This is a genomic window from Bifidobacterium pullorum subsp. gallinarum (genome assembly GCF_000741215.1).
In the GTDB taxonomy this organism is placed as follows: Bacteria; Actinomycetota; Actinomycetes; order Actinomycetales; family Bifidobacteriaceae; genus Bifidobacterium; species Bifidobacterium pullorum_B.
Window position 1 is genome coordinate 439,459 of the sequence record NZ_JGYX01000002.1, and the last position, 22,311, is coordinate 461,769.

Genomic DNA, 22,311 nt, shown 5'->3' on the forward strand with positions numbered 1-22,311 from the left:
GCTGACCCTTGACCCGTCCCATCCGGACTTTGGGCATGAGTGCATCCCCGATCTGGCTATGCAACGGGTTGAAGTGCGCGAGCGACTGCGTGTGCTGCGTGAGGCGCGGATTATCGCGCTCGACATCATTCCGGGCGCGGTGCCGATCGAGACCTACCGCTTCCCCGAACGCTGCCTGATGCTGTTCGGCGCCGAGGGGCCGGGACTGTCTGAAAAGGCCGTGTCGATGGCCGACGATGTGGTGTACATCTCTCAGTTCGGCTCCGTGCGCTCCATCAACGCCGGTGCCGCGGCCGCCGTGGCCATGCACTGTTGGATCGCCCAGCGCGCCATGTAGGGCCGGTCGTATCTGGTCCTTTTGCCGCAGCACGGTCTTGCTGGTGCACCAAAAGGTCTTCATTGGGCATGAGTTATCCACAACACGCCCGAAACCGTTCCCTGCGTACACATAGTCGGGATTCCCGTGTCTGTCATCGCATTATTCGCTAGGGTTCGATGCATGAGAATCAGCGCGGGGATCCAAACAATCATTGATCAGGCAGCCAAGGAAAAACGTTGCTTCTATGGCTCGACCCATTCGCAGCGGCGTGCGATGCTCAATCTGGCCAGAGACGGCGAACTGAAACGCACGTATTGCAATACATATATGACTGCGAATCAATGGGACGAGCTGGTTCCTCCTGATCGAATAAGGGCACTGCATTATGATTATGCGGATGCCCGGAGTGAAAACGGTGGTGAATCCGAATGTCGGGCCGTCATCATAGAAGCGGGCTTCATGGTTCCCGAACTCCAGGTGGAATTCAATATCGATGGCAGGATCAAGCGTGTTGACTTTGTGCATCAGATGGCGCCAGTGCCCCCTACCTGCGGCCGACATACCGCTGGTGGTGTAGGCTCGGAGGCATGATCGAGATTGAGGGGCTCTCCAAACGGTTCGGTGCCAAACCGGTGCTGGACCACGTCAGCTTCACCGCCGAGGATGGCAAAGTCACCGGTTTTCTCGGGCCGAATGGCGCCGGCAAGTCCACCACCATGCGTGCCGCGCTCGGCCTGATCGCCCCGGACTCCGGTCGCGCCCTCATCGATGGCCGGCCGTTCGCCGAGCATCGCGCCCCGCTGCGGACCGTCGGGGCGGTGTTGGACGCCAAATCCGCGCACAAGGGCCGTAGCGCCTACGCCCACCTGCTGAGCATCGCCCTCACCAACGGCATCCCGAAGCGCCGTGTGGACGAGGTCATGGACCTGACCGGCATCGCCGCCGTCAAAACCCGTAAGGCTGGCGCGTTCTCCCTGGGCATGAGCCAGCGCCTGTCCATCGCAGCCGCCCTGCTGGGCGACCCGCACAACCTGGTCCTCGACGAGCCGATCAACGGTCTGGATCCCGAAGGCGTCAAATGGGTGCGCGACCTGTGCCGCTACTACGCCGCGCAGGGCCGCGCCGTACTGTTGAGCTCGCATCTGATGAGCGAGGTGGCCCTCACCGCCGACAACTTGGTCATCATCGGCCAAGGCCGCATCCTGGAGACCACCACTGTGGCCGACTTCGTGGCCGAACACTCCACGCGTTCGCTGCGCGTCATCACGCCCGAGCCGGAGAAGCTGCGGGCCATCTTCGCCCACGCGCCCGAGGTCACGGTCACGCCGATCACGCGCGAAACCGGCGACCCGCAGGAGGGCGCGGCCTTCCGCATCACGGGCGCCGATCTGGGGGCCGCCGCCTGTGTCTTCGCCGCCGCGCAGCTGGTCACCTACCTGTTCGTGCAGGAGCACGCCTCGCTCGAAGAGGCCTACATGACGCTCACCCACACCAGCGCCGAATACCTGGGCCGTTCGATGTCCGGCGCCACGCAATCAGCGCAGCCCGCGCAATCCAAGGAGGTGCAGCAATGAGCAGGGGAGCCCACGCCGCGCACGCCAACCGTAACGCCCGTTCCGCCCGTTCCGCCGGCAACACCCGCACCCGCCGCCAGCCGCAGCAGACCTGGAACGTCCCCGCACCGAATACTGGAGACGGCGGCCGCGCCGGCGGGTACGGCACGCACGCCACGTTCGCCGCGCCGCGCCTGACGTTCCTGAACGCGCTGCGCGCCGAGATCTGCAAGGCGTTGAGCCTGAAGTCCACGTACGTGCTGCTGATCATCAACGCCCTGCTGCTGCCCGTCGGTTCCGCGCTGATGGCGTGGGCGATGGCGTTCCTGATGTCCCTCGACCCGGCGACCGGAACCACGACGGACGATCCGCAGCCGGTGGCCGAATCGTATATGTGGGGGTCGGCCTCCGCGTTCGTGCCGACCTGCCTGCTGGTGACCGGCATCCTGGGGGTGATGGCGGTGACGGTGGAGTATTCATCATCCACGATTCAATCCTCGCTGACGGCGAACCCGCGCCGCGTGATGTTCCTGAACGCCAAGACGCTGGTGACGGCGGCGCTCGCGTTCGTATCGTCCTTGGTCGGCCTGCTGCTGGCATGGGCCGCGGCCTATGCGCTGCTGTCCCCGGTCGGCATGACTCCGTTGGCCGACGGCGAGCATGCGCTGCCGTGGGTGAGTATCCTGGGCGGCGCGCTGCTGCTGACCGCCATGGCGGTGTTGGGCGTGGGCCTGGGCGGCGTCTGCCGGTCGACGATGGGCGGCGTGTTCGCGCTGGTCGGTCTGCTGATCATTGCCCCGTCCGCGCTGTCGATGGCCTCTCTGGCCGGCGACCGGTTTGCGTGGCTGCAGTCGGTGGCGCGTTGCCTGCCCGATCAGGCCGCGTCGAATGTTCTGACGGCGGGCGTCGATGTGGTGGTGTCGTCGTCTTCGACGAACGTGAGCATCGACGTCGGCTCGGCGGATGCCATTGCGGAGACGACGGTTGCCGCGACCCCCGAAACAAGCGGCCTGTTCGAGCCGACCTGGTGGCAGAGCGGACTGATTCTGCTGGCGTGGGTGGTTGTGGCGTATGCGATCGGCGCGATCGTGGTCCGCCGCTCCGATGTCAAGTGAGACCGGTAACCCACGTGTCACGCCGCGCTCATATAGTTGAGGCCATGCCAACATTCACACGTGAAGAGATCATGCATTTGGGCGATCTGGCCCGAATCGCGCTGACCGATGAGGAGATCGCCCGCCTGCAGGGCGAGCTCAACGTCATCGCCGACGCCATCAACAAGGTGCAGGAGGTCGCCGGAGACGACGTGCCGCCGACCGCCAACCCGGTGCCGCTTGAGGCGTATCTGCGCCCGGACGTGGCCGAGGCTCCGCTGACGCAGGAGGAGGCCGTCTCCGGCGCTCCGGTGTCCGAGAGCGGCATGTTCGTGGCGCCGCGCATTCTGGGGGAGGAGTGAGATGACCGACGAGCTGGTGAAGCTGTCCGCGGCGCAGATGGCCGCGAAGATCAAGTCCGGCGAGGTGTCCAGCCGTGAGCTGGTCGAGGCCCACCTGAAGGTGATCGAAGCCGCCGAACCGAGCATCCAGGCGTTCCTGCAGGTGTCCGCCGACGAGGCGCGCGCCCAGGCCGACGCCTTCGACGAGAAGACCGCCAAGGGGCAGACCGAGGGCCTGCCCGAGCTGGCCGGCGTGCCGATCGCGATCAAGGACATGATCGTGACTAAGGGCATCGTGACCACGGCCGCCTCGAAGATCCTCGAAGGCTGGGTGCCGCCGTATGACGCCACCGTCATCGAGAAGCTCAAGGCCGCGGGCATGCCGCTGCTGGGCAAGACGAACCTGGACGAGTTCGCGCAGGGCTCCTCCACCGAGCATTCCGCGTTCGGCCCGACCCACAACCCGTGGGACACCGACCGTGTGCCGGGTGGCTCCGGCGGCGGCTCGGCCTCCGCGGTGGCCGCCTTCGAGGCCCCGCTGGCCCTGGGCACTGACACCGGCGGCTCGATTCGCCAGCCGGGTGCGCTGACCGGTACGGTCGGCGTCAAGCCGACCTACGGTGGCGTGAGCCGTTTCGGCGCGATCGCGATGGCGAGCTCGCTGGACCAGATCGGCCCGGTGAGCCGCACGGTGCTGGATTCCGCGTTGCTGCAGGAGATCATCGGCGGCCATGACCGCCGCGATTCCACCTCGATCCCGGCCCCGGTGCGCCCGATGGCCGCCGCCGCCCGCGAAGGCATGAAGCGCGACCTGAAGGGCATGCGCATCGGCCTGGTCAAGGAACTGGGCGGCGAAGGCTTCCAGCCGGGCGTGCAGGCCCGCTTCAACGAGTCCGTCAAGCTGCTGGAGGAGATGGGCGCCGAGATCGTGGAGGTCTCCTGCCCGCACTTCCCGTATTCGCTGGGCGCGTACTACATCATCATGCCCTCCGAGGTCAGCTCCAACCTGGCCCGCTACGACGGCATGCGCTACGGCCTGCGCGTCATGCCGCCGGCCGACGTGCCGCAGACCGCCGCCAACATGATGGCCTACACTCGTGAGGCCGGCTTCGGCGACGAGGTCAAGCGCCGCATCATCCTGGGCACCTACGCGCTGTCCGCCGGCTACTACGACGCCTGGTACGGCTCCGCGCAGAAGGTGCGCACGCTGATTATCCAGGACTTCAACAAGGCGTTCGAGCAGGCCGACGTGCTGATCTCCCCGACCAGCCCCTCCACCGCGTTCAAGTTCGGCGAGAAGATGGACGACCCGCTGGCCATGTACATGAACGACATCGCCACGATCCCGGCGAACCTGGCCGGCACCCCGGCCATGAGCATCCCGTCCGGCCTGTCCGACGACGGTCTGCCCGCCGGCATCCAGTTCATCGCCCCGCAGCAGCGCGACGAGGTCATGTACAAGCCGGCCGCCGCCCTGGAGGCCGCGCTCAACGAACAGTGGGGCGGCCCGATCTGGCAGTCCCTGAAGACCCCGTGGCTCGACGGCCTGAACAAGTGAAGCATCGGAGGAGCAAGACACTATGGCTGAAAAACTGATGAAGTACGCCGATGCCGTCAAGCAGTTCGACCCGGTCATCGGCCTGGAGACGCATGTCGAGCTGAGCACGAACACCAAGCTGTTCTGCCCGGCGCATGTGGAGTTCGGCGGCGATCCGAACACGCAGCTGACCCCGGTCTCCCTCGGTCTGCCCGGCTCCCTGCCGGTGCTCAACGAGGCGGCCGTGGACTACGCGATCAAGCTGGGCCTGGCCCTGCACTGCGAGATCGCCGAATGGAGCCAGTTCTCCCGCAAGAACTACTTCTACCCGGACATGCCGCGCAACTACCAGATCTCCCAGTACGACAAGCCGACCAACGGCAACGGCTACCTGGACGTGGAACTGGATGACGGCACAATCTTCCGCGTGCCGATCGAACGCGCCCACATCGAGGACGACGCCGGCAAGAACACGCACGTCGGCGGCGCCGACGGCCGCATCGAGGGCGCGGACCATTCGCTGGTCGACTACAACCGCGCCGGCGTGCCGCTGATCGAGATCGTCACCAAGCCGATCGAGGGCGTGGGCGACCGCGGCCCGGAAATCGCCGGCGCCTACATGCGCACGCTGCGCGACATCGTGCGTGCGCTGAACATCTCGCACGCCCGCATGGAGCAGGGCAACATGCGCGCCGACGTGAACGTGTCGCTGCGCCGCAACCCGACCGACCCGTTCGGCACCCGTTCCGAAACCAAGAACGTGAACTCGTTCCGCGGCATCGAGAAGACCATCCAGTACGAGATCCGCCGCCAGGCCGCCATCCTGAACGACGGCGGCGAGGTGCTGCAGGAGACCCGCCACTGGGACGAGGCCTCGCAGACCACCGCCGGCGGGCGCGTCAAGTCCGACGCGGACGACTACCGCTACTTCCCGGATCCGGATCTGGTGATGCTGCACATCACCAAGGAGCACATCGAGCGTCTGGCCGCGCAGATGCCGGAGATGCCGCGCGAACGCCGCAACCGCCTGCAGGGCGAGTGGGGCTTCTCCGACCTGGAGATGCGCGACGTGGTCAACGCCGACGCCCTCGACCTGATCGAGGCCACCGTGGCCTCCGGCGCAAGTGCCGCCGGCGCCAAGAAGTGGTGGCTGGGCGAGCTGTCCCGCGAGGCGAACGCCAAGGGCGTGTCGCTGGAGGAGCTGCCGGTGACCCCGGCCGACGTGGCCGAGGTCGAGAAGCTCATCGCCGACGGCAAGCTCAACGACAAGCTGGCCAAGCAGACCGTCTCCGGCGTGCTCGCCGGCGAGGGCACCCCCGCCGAGGTCGTGGCCAAGCACGGTTACCAGGTCGTCTCCGACGACGGCGCGCTCGTGGCCGCCGTAGAGGAGGCCATGGCCGCCAACCCGGATGTGGTCGAGAAGCTCAAGGCCGGCAACATGAAGCCGATGGGCGCCATCATCGGCGCGGTCATGAAGGCCACCAGGGGCCAGGCCGACGCCAAGGCGGTCAACAAGATCGTGATGGAGAGGCTTCACGCCTAGTGCACAATGCTTTCAGCGAATCTTGAGATGGGTACAATACCGTCGAGAGGTAGAGTGAAAGCGAATGACCAAGGGGTGTATGTCATGGAACAGAACGCCGAACCTCCGTTGACTGATGCCGACGCGGTCTCCCGCGAACTTCCGGCGCGGATCGTCATCCCCCCGATCAGGGGCGAGATGGTGCATCTACGCCCGGCGGCCGTGGAGGATCTGCCGCGTATGGACGAACTGGGCGCCTACTGCGGCGCCTCCCGCATCACCGGCAAGGACATGCAGGCCGAACGCGCCGTGGTCCACGCCTGGGTCCGCCGCTCGGTGGCCTGGTCGGAGGGTCGCAGCGAAACCGGTGTGGACGATCCCGAATCGCGCCGCACGATTGCCTGGTCGATCCTGACCGACGCGGACCATGACGACGACGGCACAATCGACGCGGCCGAAACCGGCAACGTCATCGGCATGATCTTCCTGATCGACATCGACGGCTGGGCGCGTTCCGCGCGCATCCAGATCGTGCTCGGCAAGGACTACCGCGGCCGCGGCTATTCGCGTGACGCGATGCCTCGCGTCATGACCTTCGGGTTCGCCCCGGAACCGGCCGGACTGGGCATGCACCGCATCTGGGTCGGCGTGCCGGAGAAGAACACGCGGTCGATTTCCGTGTACCAGTCGCTCGGCTTCGTGCCCTCGGGCACCTCGCGCGACGCGCTGTGGGACGCGGAGAACAACAAGTACCAGGACCTGATCGTCATGGACACCCTGGCCGACGAATACGATCCGATCGCCTCCCTCGACGCCTTCGGCATGCATGTGCTGGAGGATAACCCCGGCGTCAAGGAGGCGCTGAGCATGCGCGAGCACTCGGTGTCCATCCGCAAGCGCAACGCCGAGGAACAGCAGACGCGGCCGGTCATCCCGGAGGAGGCCAAGGCCCCGATGCCGCAGCCGGGCGAGGAACCGGGCGAATCGCAGCGGCAGGAGCACGTCCCGCCGGAACAGTCCGAACCCCGCGCCGTCCAACGCTTCCGCGAGCCGGAGTCCGGCGACGTGCGCGAATCGTCCGACGGCGAGGAAAGCAGCTGGCCGTACGGCTCGTCCGAACGCAAATCGTCGAAGACCGCCTGGTGGCGCAACCTGGGGCGTGGCCGCAAACGCGATATGGAAGGTAAGTGATGAGCGCCGAGGATCTCGACAACTACGAAACCGACGCCGAACTCGCCCTGTACAAGGAATACCGCGACGTCATCAAACTGTTCACCTACGTGGTGGAGACGGAACGGCGCTTCTACCTGGCGAACAAGGTGGATTTCAACGTGCGTTCGGCCGGGCAGGACGTGTACTTCGACGTGCAGCTGACCGACGCATGGGTGTGGGACGTGTACCGGTCCTCCCGGTTCGCCAAGAGCGTGCGTATCGTGACGTTCAAGGATGTGAACGTGGAGGAGGTCCAGAAATCCGACATCGACATCCCCGACGGCATCTGATGTCACACGGAACCGGTCGTCCGGCATCGGGTTCGGGTCGATGAGCGGTGACGAACGGAACGTATCCGACGGGTCGATTCCAACAGACGGATCGGCCCGTTTCCTGTATTCCCGTGGAGGCACATCCGCGGGACGAATGGATGCCAATCCTTGCCGCAATCGTGAGGATTTGGCGATACCCCATGCGGGGTACCGCCTTTTCGGGTAAACTATGCGTGATTTACCGTAATGCAAGGAGAACGGAACGTGACGCAGAAGCAAACCGTGGTGATCATCGGCGGCGGCCCCGCCGGTCTGACCGCCGCATGGGAATTGATGAAGGACGGCGGCGCGGACGCGTACGACGTGACCGTGCTGGAGGCGACCCGCGAGTTCGGCGGCATCTCGCGCACGGTGAAGCACAACGGCAACCGGATGGACATCGGCGGCCACCGGTTCTTCTCGAAGGACGACCGCATCATGCAGTGGTGGCGCGACACCCTGCCGCTGCAGGGTGCGCCCAGCTACGACGACAGGAAGCTCGGCCGCCATCACGACCTGGAACCGGGCGGGCCGGACCCGGAGACCTGCGACGAGGTGATGCTCAAGCGGCACCGCGTGTCCCGCATCTACTGGAACCGGCATTTCTTCGACTACCCGATCAGCCTGAGCCCGAACACGCTCAAGGCCATGGGCCCCAAGCTGACGCTGGAGGCCGGGTTCTCGTACCTGAAGTCGATGGTGCACAAGCTGCCCGAGGACAATCTGGAGAACTTCTACATCAACCGTTTCGGGCGCAAGCTGTACTCGATGTTCTTCGAGGGCTACACCGAGAAGCTGTGGGGGCGGCACCCCTCGCAGATCTCGGCCGACTGGGGCGCGCAGCGCGTCAAGGGCCTGAGCATCACCGAGGTGCTGAAGAACGCGTTCCTCAAACTGCTGCCGAAGAAGCAGGACTCCTCCAAGGTGGAGACCAGCCTGATCGAGGAGTTCTGGTACCCCAAGTACGGGCCCGGCCAGCTGTGGGAGACCGTGGAGCGCAACTGCGAGCGCGCCGGCGTGCGTGTGATCACCGACGCGAACGTGGTCCAGGTGCGCCAGGAGGGCGGCCGCATCGAATCCGTGGTGTACGAGGATTGCGAGGGCAACCGCACCGAGCTGAAGGCCGACCAGTTCATCTCCTCCATGCCGGTGAAGGACCTGGTCAACGCCTTGGGCGCGGGTGAGGGCGCCGCGCAGGTGCCCGCCGATATGAGCGAGATCGCCAACGGCCTGCCGTACCGCGACTTCGTGACCGTGGGACTGCTGGTCAAGCACCTGAAGCTGCGCAACACCACCGACATCCCCACGCTGGGCAATCCGCCGATCGTGCCGGACTGCTGGATCTACGTGCAGGATCCGGGCTACAAGGTAGGCCGTTTGCAGATCTTCAACAATTGGAGCCCCTACCTGGTCAAGGATGTGGACGACACGGTGTGGATCGGCCTGGAGTACTTCTGCGAGGAGGGCGATTCGTTCTGGTCGATGAGCGACGAGGAAGCCCGGGATTTCGCCATCCAGGAACTCACCCGCATGCGCGTGATCAACGGTCCGCAGGATGTCATCGACTCGCACCGCGAACGCGTGAAGAAGGCGTATCCGGCGTACTTCGACACCTACAGCCGCATGGACGAGCTGGTGGAGTACCTGGATTCGTTCGGCAACCTGTACTGCGTGGGCCGCAACGGCCAGCACCGGTACAACAACATGGACCATTCGATGGCCACGGCCATGGAGGCGGTCGGCAACATCAAAACCGGCAAGACGTCCAAGAAGAACGTGTGGAGCGTCAATACCGAGCAGTCCTACCACGAAAGCAAGTAACCGGGCTGTTGGGCGGGTTTTGCGGTTGGTCGGCATGGCGTAGTATGGTGAACAACGTCCGTTAGCGATGCTTGCCATGCCGGACGTTCCATCGCGGGTTTTCCGCAATCCTGTCACCAGCCGCAGCCGGTTATGTCGTATGGCGGTTGCGGCCAAGGAAAGGTACCAACAGTGGCCAATAGCCAAAATCTTGAAGAGATGAAGCTGCCCGAGCTCAAGGAGCTCGCCAAGCAGATGGGTCTTCGTGGCACGTCGACGATGCGTAAGCCGGAATTGCTCGCCACCCTGCAGGCCGCGCGTAACGGGGGAGAGGCCCCGGAAGGTGTAACGGTCCGCGCGCCGAAGAATACTGAGCCTCGCCGTACGCGCACGGCCGAGCAAACCCCGGCGGCCGAGCCCGCCGCGCCCCAGGCGGCCGCGGCACCCGAGCATCCCGCCGCCCCCGCCGCGGAGCCGGCGGAGCAGGCCGAACGCAGGCCGCGTCGCGCCGCCCATGAGCGTCAGTCCACCGACGAATTCGCCTCCACCCTGCTCGACGAGCTGGATCTGGGCGCCAAGCCGGAATCCCGCGAGCACCGTCACCAGGATGAGGTCGATGACTCCGGGCAGCCGATGCGCCGTCGCCGCCGCGGCGAGCGCGACCAGAAGCATGCCCCCGCCGACCGTCAGCGTGTGTCCGAACCGGATCACGAGCTGGACGACATCCTCGCCGCTCTGCCCGACCAGAAGCATGAGGACGAGGGCGCGGACCATGAGTTCTCCCGCCGCAACCGCAACCGCGGCGACCGGAACAGCAACGCCGCGGGCAATGATCGCCGCCAGCGCCGCATGCGCGGCCGTGACCGCGAGAACACCGAGGATCGCGAGGAACAGCAGCGTCCGCAGGAGGAGCTGGTGCCGGTCGCGGGCATTGTGGACGTATTGGACTCCTACGCGTTCGTGCGCACCTCCGGCTATCTGCCGGGACCGAACGACGTGTACGTGTCGATGGGGCAGGTCAAGAAGTACGGCCTGCGCAAGGGCGACGCCGTGCACGGCACGATTCGCCCGCCTCGTGAGGGTGACCGCCGCAACCAGCGTCAGAAGTTCGTGCCGCTGCAGGCGATCGACTCGATCAACGGCATGAGCGTGGAGGAGGCGGCCAACCGTCCGCAGTTCGCCAAGCTCACCCCGCTGTATCCGCAGGAGCGGCTGAAGCAGGAGACCACGCCGAATAAGCTCACCGGTCGTCTGATCGACATCGTGGCCCCGATCGGCAAGGGCCAGCGCGGCCTGATCGTCTCCCCGCCGAAGGCCGGCAAGACCATCACGCTGCAGAACATCGCCAACGCGATCACCACCAACAACCCCGAGGTGCATCTGATGGTGGTGCTGGTGGACGAGCGCCCCGAAGAGGTCACCGACATGGAGCGCACGGTGCAGGGCGAGGTCATCTCCTCCACCTTCGACCGTCCGGCCTCCGACCACACGACCGTGGCCGAACTGGCGATCGAGCGCGCCAAGCGCCTGGTCGAGCTCGGCCAGGACGTGGTGGTGCTGCTGGACTCCATGACCCGTCTGGCCCGCGCCTACAACATCGCGGCCCCGGCCTCCGGCCGCATCCTGTCCGGCGGTGTGGACGCGCAGGCGCTGTACCCGCCGAAGAAGTTCTTCGGCGCGGCCCGCAACATCGAGAACGGCGGCTCGCTGACCATCATCTCGTCCGCGCTGGTGGAGACCGGCTCGAAGATGGACGAGGTGATCTTCGAGGAGTTCAAGGGCACCGGCAACATGGAGCTCAAGCTCAGCCGCGAACTGGCTGACAAGCGCCTGTTCCCGGCCATCGACGTGAACTCGTCCGGCACCCGCCGCGAGGAGCTCATCACCCCGCCCGACGAGCTACCGGTCATCTACCGTCTGCGCCGCCTGCTGGGCGGTCTGGAACCGGAGCAGGCCTATCAGACGCTCGTGCCGAGGCTTAAGAAGACGCCGACCAACCGCGACTTCCTGGCCGCGATCGTCCAGCAGAGCAACTCCAGCGCCGTCAACGGCAACTGAACTGCAGCCGGACGCCGAACGCATCAACCGCCGTGGTACGCAACGAGCCGCGGCGGTTTTTCATAACCGCGTACCACCACGACGTGGTACGTAACGGGTCTCATCCCGCATGTGGGGTTCCGTACCGTACCACATGGATGTGGCATGAACAGGAACGGCGGAATACAGCCAATCCTTAATCCGGCGGAGGGGTGTGGTACGGTACGGAGCCTCTCCGGAGGGTCGATTCGCATTACGTACCATCACATAACGGAATCCGTGGATGGTGAGTGCCTGTGTGATGCGCTAGGCTGACGGGTATGAGCGATAACGAACAGAGTGATTGGCGCAATTCCACAATCGATGCCGCCGAGACGCGGGAACATCCCGAGACGGCCGAGGCCGTGCAGGCCATCGAGCGGCTGCGTGGGTCGATCGACAACGTGGACACGGCCATCGTCATGCTGCTGGCCGAACGGTTCAAATACACGGCTCGGATAGGCCAATGGAAGGCCCGGGCCGGGTTCGCCCCCGCCGACAACGAACGGGAACACCGCCAGATCGCACGCTTGCGCACGCTCGCGGAGCAGGCCGGATTGGACCCGGACATCGCCGAGTCCTACCACACCTTCGTGGTGAGCGAATCCAAGACCCGCCACGAACGCATCGCCGCCCAGTCGTAGCACGTCTCGTATCGGTCCGACACGCCCGACTTCTGCGGACTCTGATACTTTGTGACCGTGACACAAGTTCAGAACCTTGATATTCCGCCGTTTTGTAACTTGGATCAGAGTCACGATGGATCAGAGTCCGCACAGGCCGGGCGTGTTGGGGAAGGAATGCCGAAATAACACAGGGGGCGTCCGATATCCATCGGACGCCCCCCGAGCGGAAATAGAGCCTTGGATCAGGCCTTCGGCTTCTTGGCCGGCGGCTCGCCCAGCTCGCTGGCGGTCACCGCAACGGTCGCATCCGCCTCGCCCTCGCCCGCGGCGGCCTCCACCACGGTCAGCGGACCGGTCACACGGCCGGCCTCGGCGATGTCGCTGAGCGTGCTGATGATCGCCTCCACGGCGTCGGTCGGCGCGGCCAGCGTGGCGGAGAGGATCGGGGTCTTCATCGAGACCTTGGCCTGCGACTTCAAGCCACGCAGCTCGGCCAGGGCCTTGCCGGCCCAGTCGAGCACGTCGGCGGACACCGAACCGGCGGCCGCCTCGTACACGGCCGCATCCGGCCAGGCGGCGCGGTGCACGGAGCCCTCGCCCTCATGCATCCAGCTGAACACCTCTTCGGTGGCGTACGGCAGGTACGGGGCCAGCAGACGCGCGAACGCATCCAGTCCCAGGCCCAGCGTGGTGCGCGCGGAGAGCACGGCGGCCTCGCTCGGCGTCACGCCGGTCGAATCGGCGGTGCCGTAGGCGCGGTTCTTCACCAGCTCGATGTAGTCGTCGCAGAACTGCCAGAAGAAGGTCTCGATGGCCTCCAGCGCCTTGGAATGCTCGTACGCCTCCAGCGACTCGGTGGCCTCGCGCACCACGCGGGCCATGGCGGCCATGGCGGCACGGTCCAGCGGCTCGGTCACGTCGGCCGGATTCCACGCGGCGGTGGCGGCGGCGCCCACATGATGGTTCTCGTCCTCGCGGCCGATGGCCAGCGCGAACTTGGTGGCGTTGAGCAGCTTGATGGCCAGGCGGCGGCCGATCTTCATCTGGCCCTCGTCATAGGTGGCGTCCAGGCCCAGGCGGGCGGCGGCGGCCCAGTAGCGCACCGCGTCGGCGCCGTACTTGTCGATCGGCTCGTTCGGCACCACCACGTTGCCCTTGGACTTCGACATCTTCTTGTGATCCGGGTCCAGGATCCAGCCCGAGAGCGCGGCGTGCGCCCACGGCAGGCACTTGTTCTCCAGATGCGCGCGGTCCACGGTGGAGAACAACCAGGTGCGGATGATGTCCTGGCCCTGCGGGCGCAGATCCATCGGGAACGTGGCGTTGAAGATCGCCTGATTCTCCTCGCCTGGCTCCTCCCAGCGGGTCACGATCTGCGGGGTCAGCGACGAGGTGGCCCAGGTGTCCATGATGTCCGGCTCGGCCGTGAACCCGCCCGGCACGTCGCGCTGCGACTCGTCGTAGCCCTCCGGCACGTCGGTGGTCGGGTCGATCGGGAGCACGTCCTCGCTCGGCGTGATCGGATGCTCGTAATCCGCGGTGCCGTCGGCCTTGACCGGGTACCACAGCGGGAACGGCACGCCGAAGAAGCGCTGGCGGGAGATCAGCCAGTCGCCGTTGAGGCCATTGACCCAGTTCTCATAGCGCACGCGCATGAAATCCGGGTGGAAGTTGAGCTCACGGCCGCGCTCGATCAGCTCGGCGTTCAGCTGCTGGTCGGTGCCGCCGTTCTTCAGATACCACTGGCGGGAGGTCACGATCTCCAGCGGCTTGTCGCCCTTCTCGTAGAAGTTCGTCATACGTTTGGTCGGCGTCGGCTCGCCGTCCAGGTCGCCGGACTCGCGCAGCGCGTCCACGATCGCCTTGCGTGCGGAGAACGTGGTCTTGCCGGCGATCTGCTGGAACAGCTCGCGTCCGGCCTCGTCCTCGATCCAGTCCGGGGTGTCCATGATGATGCGGCCGTTGCGCTGGATGATCGACCGCAGCGGCAGGTTCAGGTCGCGCCACCACTCCACGTCGGTCACGTCGCCGAACGTACAGCACATGGCGATGCCGGCGCCCTTGTCCATCTCGGCGGCCTTGTGCGCCAGGATCGGCACCTTGACCTTGAACAGCGGTGAATACACGGTCTGGCCGAAATACGGCTGGTAGCGCTCGTCCTCCGGGTTGGCGATCAGCGAGGTGCAGGCTGCCAGCAGCTCGGGGCGGGTGGTCTCGATGTAGATCGGGGTGCCGTCCTCGAAACGGAACGCCACCTTATGGTAGAAGCCCGGGTACTCGCGCGACTCGAGCTCGGCTTGGGCCACGGCGGTCTGGAACGTCACGTCCCACAGGCCCGGCGCCTCCTTCTGGTAGGCCTCGCCGCGCTTCAGGTTGCGCAGGAACGCCTTCTGCGCCACGCGCCGCGGATGCTCGCCGATGGTGTGGTAGGTCTGCGACCAGTCGATCGACAGGCCCAGCTTGCGCCACAGCGCCTCGAACAGCTTCTCGTCCTGCGCGGTGAGTTTCTCGCACAGCTCGATGAAGTTCTGGCGGCTGATCGGCACCTGGTCCTTGGCGTCGATCTTCTTGCCGTCGGTGCCCTCGAACGGCGGCTTGAAGTCCGGATCGTACTTCAGCGAGGTGTCCACGCGCACGCCGTAGTAGTTCTGCACACGGCGCTCGGTGGGCAGGCCGTTGTCGTCCCAACCCATCGGATAGAACACGTCGTAGCCGCGCATGCGCTTGAACCGGGCGATCACGTCGGTGTGCGTGTAGGAGAACACATGCCCCACATGCAGCGAACCGGAGACGGTGGGCGGCGGGGTGTCGATCGAATAGACGGCCTTGCGGTCGCGGGTGCCCTGGAACTTGTACGTGTCGTTGCCGTCCCAGACGCCGCGCCACTTGTCCTCAAGTCCGTCGACGCCCACCCGGTCGGGCAGCGGCGTCAGATGCGCATTGATGATGGTGTTGTGGCTCTCTGTCATACACGACAGTCTAGAAATCCGTTACGACAGCGCGATATCGGACAATGGCAGCCACCGGTCCACCATATTCGTGGTGTAGCCGCTCAACCGGGGCTGGGCCGCCACGAACGTCCGGCAGGAGTACAACCAATCGCTGGCCGCATCCTGGCTGACCGTACGGGCGAAGGCGCGCAGGCCGTCCTGGTACTCCTCATCGTTGGGGGCCGCCATGGCCGCCTTGTACTGGTCCTGCGCCTGCGAATCGGTGTACTGCGAGAGCGATTGCGGGTCGGCGTACTGCGCCGCGGAATCGTCCCCGTCCTCGGTCCGCAGCGTCAGGTCGAACTGGCGCGAGTCGATGCGCACCTGGTAGTCGTTCTCGGCCAGCGCCTCCACGTTGACCGGCACACCCCCCTGCTCGATCTGCGAGGCGATGGTGGTGGCCAGCGTCGCGTACTCCTGCTGGACGACGAACCGGAGCCCCCCGCCGTAGTACGAAGTGCCGAAATACGAGGCCAGGGCGGCACCCTGGTCCGTGTCGTGCGGGAACAGGCCGGTCAGGTCCTCGTACCCCGGGTCGAGCGGGCCGATCGGGCCGCCCAGCTCCTGCGAGGCGTCGGCCTGCGACTGGGTGATGACGGCGGTGTCGACCAGATACCGTATGGCCTGCCGCATCTGCGAATCGGAAAGGATGGAATCGGCGTCGTTGTTGAACACCAGCGTGGTCTTGTTCAGGCTCTCCCCGGTGGCGACCATCAGCGTGGGGTCCTCGCTCAGCGATTGGGCCGTGGCCGCGCTCAGCGGCAGTGCCATGTCGATCTCGCCGTTCCGCAGCGCCTCCACCATGGAGGATTCGTCGGCGAAATACCGGAGGGTGATCTGCGAGGAGGCCGGGGCCTGCCCCCAGTAGGAGTCGTTGCCGCGCAGCGCGATGGACACGCTCTGGCGGAACTCGGAGACGGTGAACGGCCCGGAGCCCAAGGCCTGGCGCGCGTAATCGATGGAGGCGTCCTCATCGTAGACGATGCCGGCGCGTCCGGCCAGGGTCCGGGGCAGCGTCGGGTCGGGGGAGGACAGCGTGATGGTGACGGTGTCCTTGTCCGGATTGGCGACCTCGGCGAGATGGTCGAGCGCCTCGGAGCCGACGTACTGCTGCTGCACGGCCTGCTGGAGGGACCAGACCACGTCGGAGGAGTCGAGCGCATGGCCGTTGGAGAACCGCAGCCCGGATTGCAGCGTGAAGGTGTAGCTGAGGCCATCCTCGGAGACGTCCCATTGCTTGGCCAGACCGGCGGTCAGGGAGTTGTCCTGGCCGCGGGAGACGAGCGTTTCGTACACGTTGCCGAGCAGCGCCTGCTCGATGGCGGGGTTGTCGTCGGTGCGGATGTCGATCGAGGACGGTGCGTCCGGAACGCCGATGGTGACGGCCGTGTCGGACTGGATCGAGCTGACGTGGTCGATGACGTGGCTGTCCTTCAGGAGCGTCCAGCCCGCCCACAGCAGCATGCACAGCGCGGCGGCGACCGCCACGAACACGGCCCAACGTTTCCATGCATCGTTCCTCTGAGTACGCATGGTATCGAGTGTAGCCACTGCGTCTGAATAACGGCTGTCAATGAGCGGAAGGACAGGTGTCGTTCAGGGGGCACGCCCCGCAGTCGGGCTTGCGCGCGTGGCAGGTGGCGCGCCCGTGCAGGATCAGCCGGTGCGACAGGTCCGTCCACTCCTCGGGCGGGAAGCAGGCGGTGATCTCCCGTTCGATGCGCACCGGGTCGGGGGTGGGGTCGTTCCAGTCGTCGCGCCAGCGCAGCCGGCCCGTCACGCGGATCACATGCGTATCCACGGGGAAGCCGGGCACGTCGAACGCGTTGCCGAGCACCACGTTGGCGGTTTTGCGGCCCACGCCGGGCAGGGTGACCAGTTCCTCCATGGTGTCGGGCACCCGGCCGGCGAACCGGGATTCAATCTGGGCGGACAGGGCGATGATGTTGCGCGTCTTGGTATGGTAGAAGCCGATGGGGCGGATGATGTCCTCCACACGCTGCGGGTCGGCCGCCGCCAGCGCCGCGGGCGTGGGATAGGCGGCGAACAGCGCGGGGGTGACCGTGTTCACGCGCTTGTCGGTGGTCTGGGCGCTCAGCACGGTGGCCACCAGCAGCTGGAACGGGGAGTCGAAATCGAGCGCGCACGCCGGCTCGGGAATGACACGGCAGAGAATCGCGTATTCGTCATGCATGCGCCGCAACCGGGCGCGTTTGGATTCGCGCGGAATGCTCACTCATCCCCCAGGGCGTCCTCGGGCGGGTCGAACCGGTAACCCACGTTGCGCACGGTGCCGATCATATGCTCGTATTCGCCGCCGAGCTTGGCGCGCAGCCGCCGGATATGCACGTCCACGGTGCGGGTGCCGCCGTAGTAGTCGTACCCCCATACCTCCTGCAGGAGCTGGGCGCGCGTGAAGACATGACCGGGGTGCTGCATGAGGTATTTGAGCAGCTCGAACTCCTTGTAGGCCAGATCGAGCGGGTGGCCGTGCAGGCTGGCCGTATAGCCGTTGACATCCATCACCAGATCGCCGCAGCGCAGCAGACCGTCCTGCTCGTCGCTCAGGGCCGGCGCGTCGAGCTTCTGCACGGTGTCGGCGCGCACCGGCTGGCGCTCGCCGGCCAGCCGCAGCCGTCCCTCCACCTCGGCGGGCGAGGCGGACGCCAGCACCATGTCCGTGGTCCCCCATTCGGCGGTGACCACGGGGAATCCGCCGTCGGTCAGGATCAGGATGATCGGTATGGTCAGCCCCGAGGCGTGCATCATCAGGCACACGGTTTTGGCGGTGGCCAGGTCGTCGCGGGCGTCGACGAACAGGATGGTGTCCTCGGGCAGACGCACGATGCTCGCCAGATCCAGCGGGAGCACGCGCACGCGGTGCGGCAGCAGCGCCAGCGAGGGCAGCACGGTGGCGGGGTCTTCCGCCGCAGTCATCAACGTCAGATCCGTCACCTGCTCCTCCTTGCGATTGTCTCCCCGACACGGACTGTTGGAACGCAACGTCCCTTTTGGTTGGATTGTACGTTTGGGATATGTCAATTGCGGGAATGCGGCGCAGTATGTGGACACTGTAGACTACATTGGAATGGCAAGGAACGGTTCGATTATCCGACAGAAAAGAGGGCGACCATGATTCAGACGCAGTCGTCGGCACAGACGGCGGAACAGCCCGATGCGATCCCGTTCCCCAAGGTGGTGGCGGTTCAGGTCTGCGCATACGTGGTGCTGGTGGCGGTGTCGGCGTGCTCGCCGATGCGGGATCTGCAGGGTGCCGTGCACGTTGCCTATACGACGGTTCCCGTGGTGGCGGCCATGGCGTTGTTCACATGGTGCTCGTCGTTGCGCGACGGGCTGGCCGGCAGGGTGATTGCGGCCGTGGCCGGTGCGCTGTCCCTGGCGTGCGCCGTGGGGCAGTCGTTGGGGGCGCTGTTCTTCCCTGTGCGTGCCACGGGCGCCGAAGGGACCGAACCGGTGGGGTTCTACCCGCAGGAGACGTGGGCCGCCGGGGTCGTGGGGCTGCTGGTGGCGCTGGTGCTGGTCTCGTTCGCGCGGCAGATGGCGCGTGAGGACCGGTCGCATCTGATCCGTTCGTTGTCCCACGGCGTGACCGGCGGGGTGGCGATGATCGCCGCCCCCGGCTGGTGCTTCCTGCCCGATCTGTTCGCCGGCTGCCGTGCCGCGGATGGTGGGCCGGCCCTGACGGTCGCATGGGCTGGCTGCGCGGTGATTGCGGTGCTGGCGGTGCTGCTGGGCATCGCCTCATATCTGTGGGCGAGGGACGCGAACCCGGTGGAGGGCGCCGCGCACCCGTGGCTCGGCATCGGGCTGATGCCGGTGATGTTCCTGGGCCCGGTGGTGGCAGTGGCCGGCCTGATTACGACGTTGCTGGTGTAGCGGTCGGTTCCCTCTCCGGACACCTATACGAACGGGGCGCATGGTTCATACCATGCGCCCCGCAAACGTTACCGAGGAGACGGACTCACTCGCCCTGGGCGGCGAGACGCTCCTTGGCGGCCACGATCTCCTTCTCGGCCTCGGCCACGCCGGCCCAGTAGTCGCCGGGCATGACCTCCTTGCCGGGCTCCAGGGCCTTGTACTGCTCGAAGAAGTGCTTGATCTCAGCCTTGTGGTACTCGGAGACGTCGTCGATGTCCTTGATGTCGTCGAAGCGCACATCGGCGGGCACGCACAGCACCTTGTCGTCGCCGCCGGCCTCATCGACCATGTGGTACAGGCCCACGGCGCGGCACTCGACCACGCAGCCCGGGAACACCGAGTTCGGGATCATGACCAGGGCGTCGAGCGGATCGCCGTCCTCGCCGAGGGTGCCGTCGATGTAGCCGTAATCATCCGGGTAGCCCATCGAGGTGAACAGCGTACGGTCCAGGAACACGCGACCGGTCTCATGGTCGACCTCGTACTTGTTCTTGGAACCGCGCGGGATCTCCACCACCACGTTGAAGGTTTCTGCCATTGTCTTCTCCTTTGGAAGGTCAGACGGATATTCCGTTACCTACGATACCTCAGCCCTGCACGCTGAGGATGTGCGCCACGTCGGCCCACGGGGCCAGCGAGACGAAGTTGTCCCAGCCCCACTGGAACTCGCGGCCGGTCAGCTCGTCGCGCATGGTGACGGCGCGGTCGGTCGGCAGGCCGAGCTCGGGCAGTTCGATGTGCACGGTGGACTGGTGGGCGTTGTAGCCGTCCAGGTTCACGACCACGATCAGCGTGTCCGCCTGGCCGGTGCCGGTCAGCTCGGCCGGCGTGTGGCGGGCGAACGCCAGGATGCTCGGATCCGAGGTCGGCAGCACCGTGAGGTTGTGGTAGCTGCGGGTGGCCGGATGGTTGCGGCGGATCTCGTTGAGCGAACCGAGCAGTTCGGCGATGCCGTACTTGTCGGCTTCCTTCCAGTCGCGGACCTTGATCTCGTACTTCTCGTTGTCGATCTGCTCCTCGAATCCCGGGCGCTGGCGGTTCTCGATCAGCTCGTAGCCGTTGTAGATGCCCCAGGACGGCGATCCCATGGCGGCCAGCACCGCGCGCACGGCGTGGCCAGCGATGCCGTTGTCGCGCACGTAGGCGGTCAGGATATCCGGCGTGGTGGGCCAGAAGGTGTTGTGCTGGTAGTAGCCCTCGTTGCCGTTGGTTTCGAGCAGGTACTCGGCCAGCTCCTCCTTGGTGTTGCGCCACGGGAAGTAGCAGTGCGACTGCGTGAAGCCCACGTAGCTCAACGCACGCATCATGCCCGGGCGGGTGAACGCCTCGGCCAGGAACAGGACCTCGGGGTGCTTCTTGGTCACCGCGGCGATGACGTCCTGCCAGAAGCGCACCGGCTTGGTGTGCGGGTTGTCGATGCGGAAGATCGTCACGCCCGCCTCGATCCACCGGTTCATGATGCGCTCGACCTCGCGCTCGATGCCGGGCATGTCCGCGTTGAAGTCGATCGGATAGATGTCCTGGTACTTCTTCGGCGGGTTCTCGGCGAACGCGATCGTGCCGTCCGGCTTGATGCGGAACCAGTTCGGATGCTGCTTGACCCACGGATGGTCGGGGGAGCACTGCAGCGCGAAGTCGAGCGCGATCTCCAGACCCAGCTCGTGGGCGTGGGCCACGAACGCCTTGAAGTCGTCCATCGTACCCAGCAGCGGGTCCACCGTGTCATGGCCGCCGAGCTCGGAACCGATGCCGAACGGGGAGCCCGGGTCGTGCGGGCCGGCCACAAGCGAATTGTTGCGGCCCTTGCGGTTGGTCACGCCGATCGGGAAGATCGGCGGCAGGTAGACGATGTCGAACCCCTCTTCGGCGGCACGGTCCAGACCGGTGAGCGCGGTCTTGAAATTGCCCTGCACGATCGTGCCGTCCTCGGCGCGGTACGCGCCTTCCGAACGCGGGAAGAACTGGTACCAGGCGGCGAAGCTGGACTTCGGACGCTCGACCTTGAAACGCTGCGGGCGGCTTTCGGAGATGCCGTCGCGCAGCGGGTGCGTCTTGTGCAGCGCCTCGATGCGCGGGTTGTCGGCCTCGGCAAGCCTGGCGGAGGCCGGACGCTCCTTGTCCGACATGCGTTCGGCGGCCTGCTCCAGATGCTTGCGGTCGCGGGCGGACAGGTGCGCGTCCGCGGTGTGTGCCCAACGGTTGAGCATCTCGGCGCCGGTTTCCAGGGCGTTCTCCACGTCGTCGCCGACCTGCACCTTGATGCGGGCGTCGTGCAGCCACGAGGTGTAGGTATCCTCCCAACCCTCGATGGTGACGGTCCACTCGCCCAGCTGGCGCTTGACGGCGGCATAGTCCTCATCCCACGGCTTCAGGTCGCTGTGCTCGCCGGCCTGGAGCATGACGGTCCAACGGTCGAGACCGGGGTTCGCGCAGGTCATGGCGGCGCGCTGCATCTCACGGCCACGCGGATTGCGCAGCACGGCGGTGGCACCGACCTTGGTGCGTCCCTCGATGAACACCTGCGCCGTGACCTCGAACGGCTCGCCCAGTTCGACGCGGGCCGGGAACATGCCCTGCTCGGCGCTCGGGGTCACGTCCATGACCACGATGCGGCCGAACTGCTCGGGCGAGGTGACGGGGATGGTAGGGGCGGGGACCTCGCCGGCGGCCATCGACTTCGCCGCGGTGGAATTCGCGGTGGCGGCCGTCTGGGTCCTCGTCGTGCGCTTGCGCGTGCTCCTCTTCGGAGCGGGTTTCTCACTGGTGGTGCGCTTGGATGCGCTGTTGTTTGTTGCCATACAGCCCATTGTAGGGGCCGGCGTCCCAACTGTCGGACGCGGCTGCGGCATATGGACGCGCGCCGGCGAATCGCGCCACCGGCGAGTCTTGCGACTGTGGATATGTGGACGGTCCACGGACGCCGCAGCCGTGGAATGTGCACAACCTCAACAGCGAGTTGTCCACAACACGCCGGCGTCACTCATCGTTCGA

General features: G+C 66.0%; 18 protein-coding genes and 1 pseudogene. 13 read left to right on the top strand and 6 right to left on the bottom strand.

Features of this window, described 5'->3' with window-relative positions; all coding sequences use genetic code 11:
• Nucleotides 1–82: 82 nt before the first annotated feature.
• From BIGA_RS10115 to BIGA_RS04100, 12 genes and pseudogenes are all read left to right on the top strand, one after another.
• A pseudogene (locus BIGA_RS10115) lies at nucleotides 83–337 on the top strand (TrmH family RNA methyltransferase); the annotation flags it as partial.
• Nucleotides 338–499: 162 nt separating this feature from the next.
• Nucleotides 500–910, top strand: coding sequence for a hypothetical protein (locus tag BIGA_RS09475; protein WP_152596014.1), 411 nt, complete (start codon nucleotides 500–502; stop codon nucleotides 908–910).
• Nucleotides 907–1,893, top strand: a complete 987-nt coding sequence (locus tag BIGA_RS04055; protein WP_033507166.1) for an ATP-binding cassette domain-containing protein — start codon at nucleotides 907–909, stop codon at nucleotides 1,891–1,893. The genes BIGA_RS09475 and BIGA_RS04055 overlap by 4 nt, the downstream gene beginning before the upstream one ends.
• Complete coding sequence (locus BIGA_RS04060; protein ID WP_051917071.1) at nucleotides 1,890–2,987, top strand: ABC transporter permease; 1,098 nt, start codon at nucleotides 1,890–1,892, stop codon at nucleotides 2,985–2,987. Before BIGA_RS04055 ends, BIGA_RS04060 begins: the two co-directional genes overlap by 4 nt.
• A 44-nt stretch (nucleotides 2,988–3,031) precedes the next feature.
• Entirely contained in the window at nucleotides 3,032–3,328 is a 297-nt protein-coding gene (gene gatC, locus BIGA_RS04065) for an Asp-tRNA(Asn)/Glu-tRNA(Gln) amidotransferase subunit GatC (RefSeq protein WP_033507168.1), read from the top strand.
• A gap of 1 nt (nucleotide 3,329) precedes the next feature.
• Nucleotides 3,330–4,865, top strand: coding sequence for an Asp-tRNA(Asn)/Glu-tRNA(Gln) amidotransferase subunit GatA (gene gatA, locus BIGA_RS04070; RefSeq protein WP_033507170.1), 1,536 nt, complete (start codon nucleotides 3,330–3,332; stop codon nucleotides 4,863–4,865).
• 22 nt (nucleotides 4,866–4,887) lie between these two features.
• Nucleotides 4,888–6,387, top strand: a complete 1,500-nt coding sequence (gene gatB, locus BIGA_RS04075) for an Asp-tRNA(Asn)/Glu-tRNA(Gln) amidotransferase subunit GatB (protein WP_033507172.1) — start codon at nucleotides 4,888–4,890, stop codon at nucleotides 6,385–6,387.
• 84 nt (nucleotides 6,388–6,471) lie between these two features.
• A complete protein-coding gene (locus tag BIGA_RS04080) occupies nucleotides 6,472–7,557 on the top strand; it encodes a GNAT family N-acetyltransferase (RefSeq protein ID WP_033507174.1) in 1,086 nt (361 codons plus the stop codon).
• A complete protein-coding gene (locus BIGA_RS04085; RefSeq protein WP_033507176.1) occupies nucleotides 7,557–7,868 on the top strand; it encodes a DUF2469 domain-containing protein in 312 nt (103 codons plus the stop codon). Before BIGA_RS04080 ends, BIGA_RS04085 begins: the two co-directional genes overlap by 1 nt.
• 246 nt (nucleotides 7,869–8,114) lie before the next feature.
• A complete protein-coding gene (locus tag BIGA_RS04090; RefSeq protein ID WP_033507178.1) occupies nucleotides 8,115–9,710 on the top strand; it encodes an NAD(P)/FAD-dependent oxidoreductase in 1,596 nt (531 codons plus the stop codon).
• Nucleotides 9,711–9,881: 171 nt separating this feature from the next.
• Complete coding sequence (rho, locus tag BIGA_RS04095; protein WP_033507179.1) at nucleotides 9,882–11,747, top strand: transcription termination factor Rho; 1,866 nt, start codon at nucleotides 9,882–9,884, stop codon at nucleotides 11,745–11,747.
• A gap of 299 nt (nucleotides 11,748–12,046) precedes the next feature.
• Complete coding sequence (locus BIGA_RS04100) at nucleotides 12,047–12,409, top strand: chorismate mutase (RefSeq protein WP_033507180.1); 363 nt, start codon at nucleotides 12,047–12,049, stop codon at nucleotides 12,407–12,409.
• Between the two features lie 224 nt (nucleotides 12,410–12,633).
• Here BIGA_RS04100 and valS read toward each other — a convergent pair whose 3' ends face one another.
• Genes valS through BIGA_RS04120 form a run of 4 tightly spaced genes read right to left on the bottom strand, consistent with a single transcriptional unit; the run spans nucleotide 12,634 to nucleotide 18,336 of the window.
• On the bottom strand, nucleotides 12,634–15,360 hold the full coding sequence (valS, locus tag BIGA_RS04105; protein WP_033507181.1) for a valine--tRNA ligase: 2,727 nt from the start codon (nucleotides 15,358–15,360) through the stop codon (nucleotides 12,634–12,636).
• Nucleotides 15,361–15,381: 21 nt separating this feature from the next.
• A complete protein-coding gene (locus BIGA_RS04110; RefSeq protein WP_033507183.1) occupies nucleotides 15,382–16,914 on the bottom strand; it encodes an ABC transporter substrate-binding protein in 1,533 nt (510 codons plus the stop codon).
• Nucleotides 16,915–16,951: 37 nt separating this feature from the next.
• Nucleotides 16,952–17,575 carry an endonuclease III gene (gene nth, locus BIGA_RS04115; RefSeq protein ID WP_051917087.1) on the bottom strand — a complete coding sequence of 208 codons (624 nt, stop codon included), beginning with the start codon at nucleotides 17,573–17,575 and terminating at the stop codon, nucleotides 16,952–16,954.
• 38 nt (nucleotides 17,576–17,613) lie between these two features.
• Nucleotides 17,614–18,336, bottom strand: coding sequence for a winged helix-turn-helix transcriptional regulator (locus BIGA_RS04120; RefSeq protein ID WP_033507185.1), 723 nt, complete (start codon nucleotides 18,334–18,336; stop codon nucleotides 17,614–17,616).
• 177 nt (nucleotides 18,337–18,513) lie between these two features.
• Between BIGA_RS04120 and BIGA_RS04125 the strand changes: the two genes are divergently transcribed.
• Nucleotides 18,514–19,278, top strand: coding sequence for a hypothetical protein (locus BIGA_RS04125; protein ID WP_033507187.1), 765 nt, complete (start codon nucleotides 18,514–18,516; stop codon nucleotides 19,276–19,278).
• Between the two features lie 85 nt (nucleotides 19,279–19,363).
• On the opposite strand, the gene BIGA_RS04130 is transcribed toward BIGA_RS04125, so the two are convergent.
• Both BIGA_RS04130 and BIGA_RS04135 read right to left on the bottom strand, forming a co-directional pair.
• A complete protein-coding gene (locus tag BIGA_RS04130) occupies nucleotides 19,364–19,858 on the bottom strand; it encodes an inorganic diphosphatase (protein ID WP_033507188.1) in 495 nt (164 codons plus the stop codon).
• Nucleotides 19,859–19,907: 49 nt separating this feature from the next.
• Nucleotides 19,908–22,118: an alpha-1,4-glucan--maltose-1-phosphate maltosyltransferase gene (locus tag BIGA_RS04135; protein WP_033507190.1), complete on the bottom strand. Its 2,211-nt coding sequence runs from the start codon at nucleotides 22,116–22,118 to the stop codon at nucleotides 19,908–19,910.
• Nucleotides 22,119–22,311 lie beyond the last annotated feature (193 nt).

Excerpts from the sequence above, each read along its gene's own strand:
- gatA (WP_033507170.1), top strand. The coding sequence starts at position 3,330 with ATGACCGACGAGCTGGTGAAGCTGTCCGCGGCGCAGATGGCCGCGAAG.
- gatB (WP_033507172.1), top strand. The coding sequence starts at position 4,888 with ATGGCTGAAAAACTGATGAAGTACGCCGATGCCGTCAAGCAGTTCGAC.
- BIGA_RS04085 (WP_033507176.1), top strand. The coding sequence starts at position 7,557 with ATGAGCGCCGAGGATCTCGACAACTACGAAACCGACGCCGAACTCGCC.
- BIGA_RS04055 (WP_033507166.1), top strand. The coding sequence starts at position 907 with ATGATCGAGATTGAGGGGCTCTCCAAACGGTTCGGTGCCAAACCGGTG.
- gatC (WP_033507168.1), top strand. The coding sequence starts at position 3,032 with ATGCCAACATTCACACGTGAAGAGATCATGCATTTGGGCGATCTGGCC.
- valS (WP_033507181.1), bottom strand. The coding sequence starts at position 15,360 with ATGACAGAGAGCCACAACACCATCATCAATGCGCATCTGACGCCGCTG.
- BIGA_RS04110 (WP_033507183.1), bottom strand. The coding sequence starts at position 16,914 with ATGCGTACTCAGAGGAACGATGCATGGAAACGTTGGGCCGTGTTCGTG.
- nth (WP_051917087.1), bottom strand. The coding sequence starts at position 17,575 with ATGCATGACGAATACGCGATTCTCTGCCGTGTCATTCCCGAGCCGGCG.
- BIGA_RS04080 (WP_033507174.1), top strand. The coding sequence starts at position 6,472 with ATGGAACAGAACGCCGAACCTCCGTTGACTGATGCCGACGCGGTCTCC.
- BIGA_RS04130 (WP_033507188.1), bottom strand. The coding sequence starts at position 19,858 with ATGGCAGAAACCTTCAACGTGGTGGTGGAGATCCCGCGCGGTTCCAAG.
- BIGA_RS04125 (WP_033507187.1), top strand. The coding sequence starts at position 18,514 with ATGATTCAGACGCAGTCGTCGGCACAGACGGCGGAACAGCCCGATGCG.
- BIGA_RS04135 (WP_033507190.1), bottom strand. The coding sequence starts at position 22,118 with ATGGCAACAAACAACAGCGCATCCAAGCGCACCACCAGTGAGAAACCC.
- BIGA_RS04100 (WP_033507180.1), top strand. The coding sequence starts at position 12,047 with ATGAGCGATAACGAACAGAGTGATTGGCGCAATTCCACAATCGATGCC.
- BIGA_RS09475 (WP_152596014.1), top strand. The coding sequence starts at position 500 with ATGAGAATCAGCGCGGGGATCCAAACAATCATTGATCAGGCAGCCAAG.
- BIGA_RS04060 (WP_051917071.1), top strand. The coding sequence starts at position 1,890 with ATGAGCAGGGGAGCCCACGCCGCGCACGCCAACCGTAACGCCCGTTCC.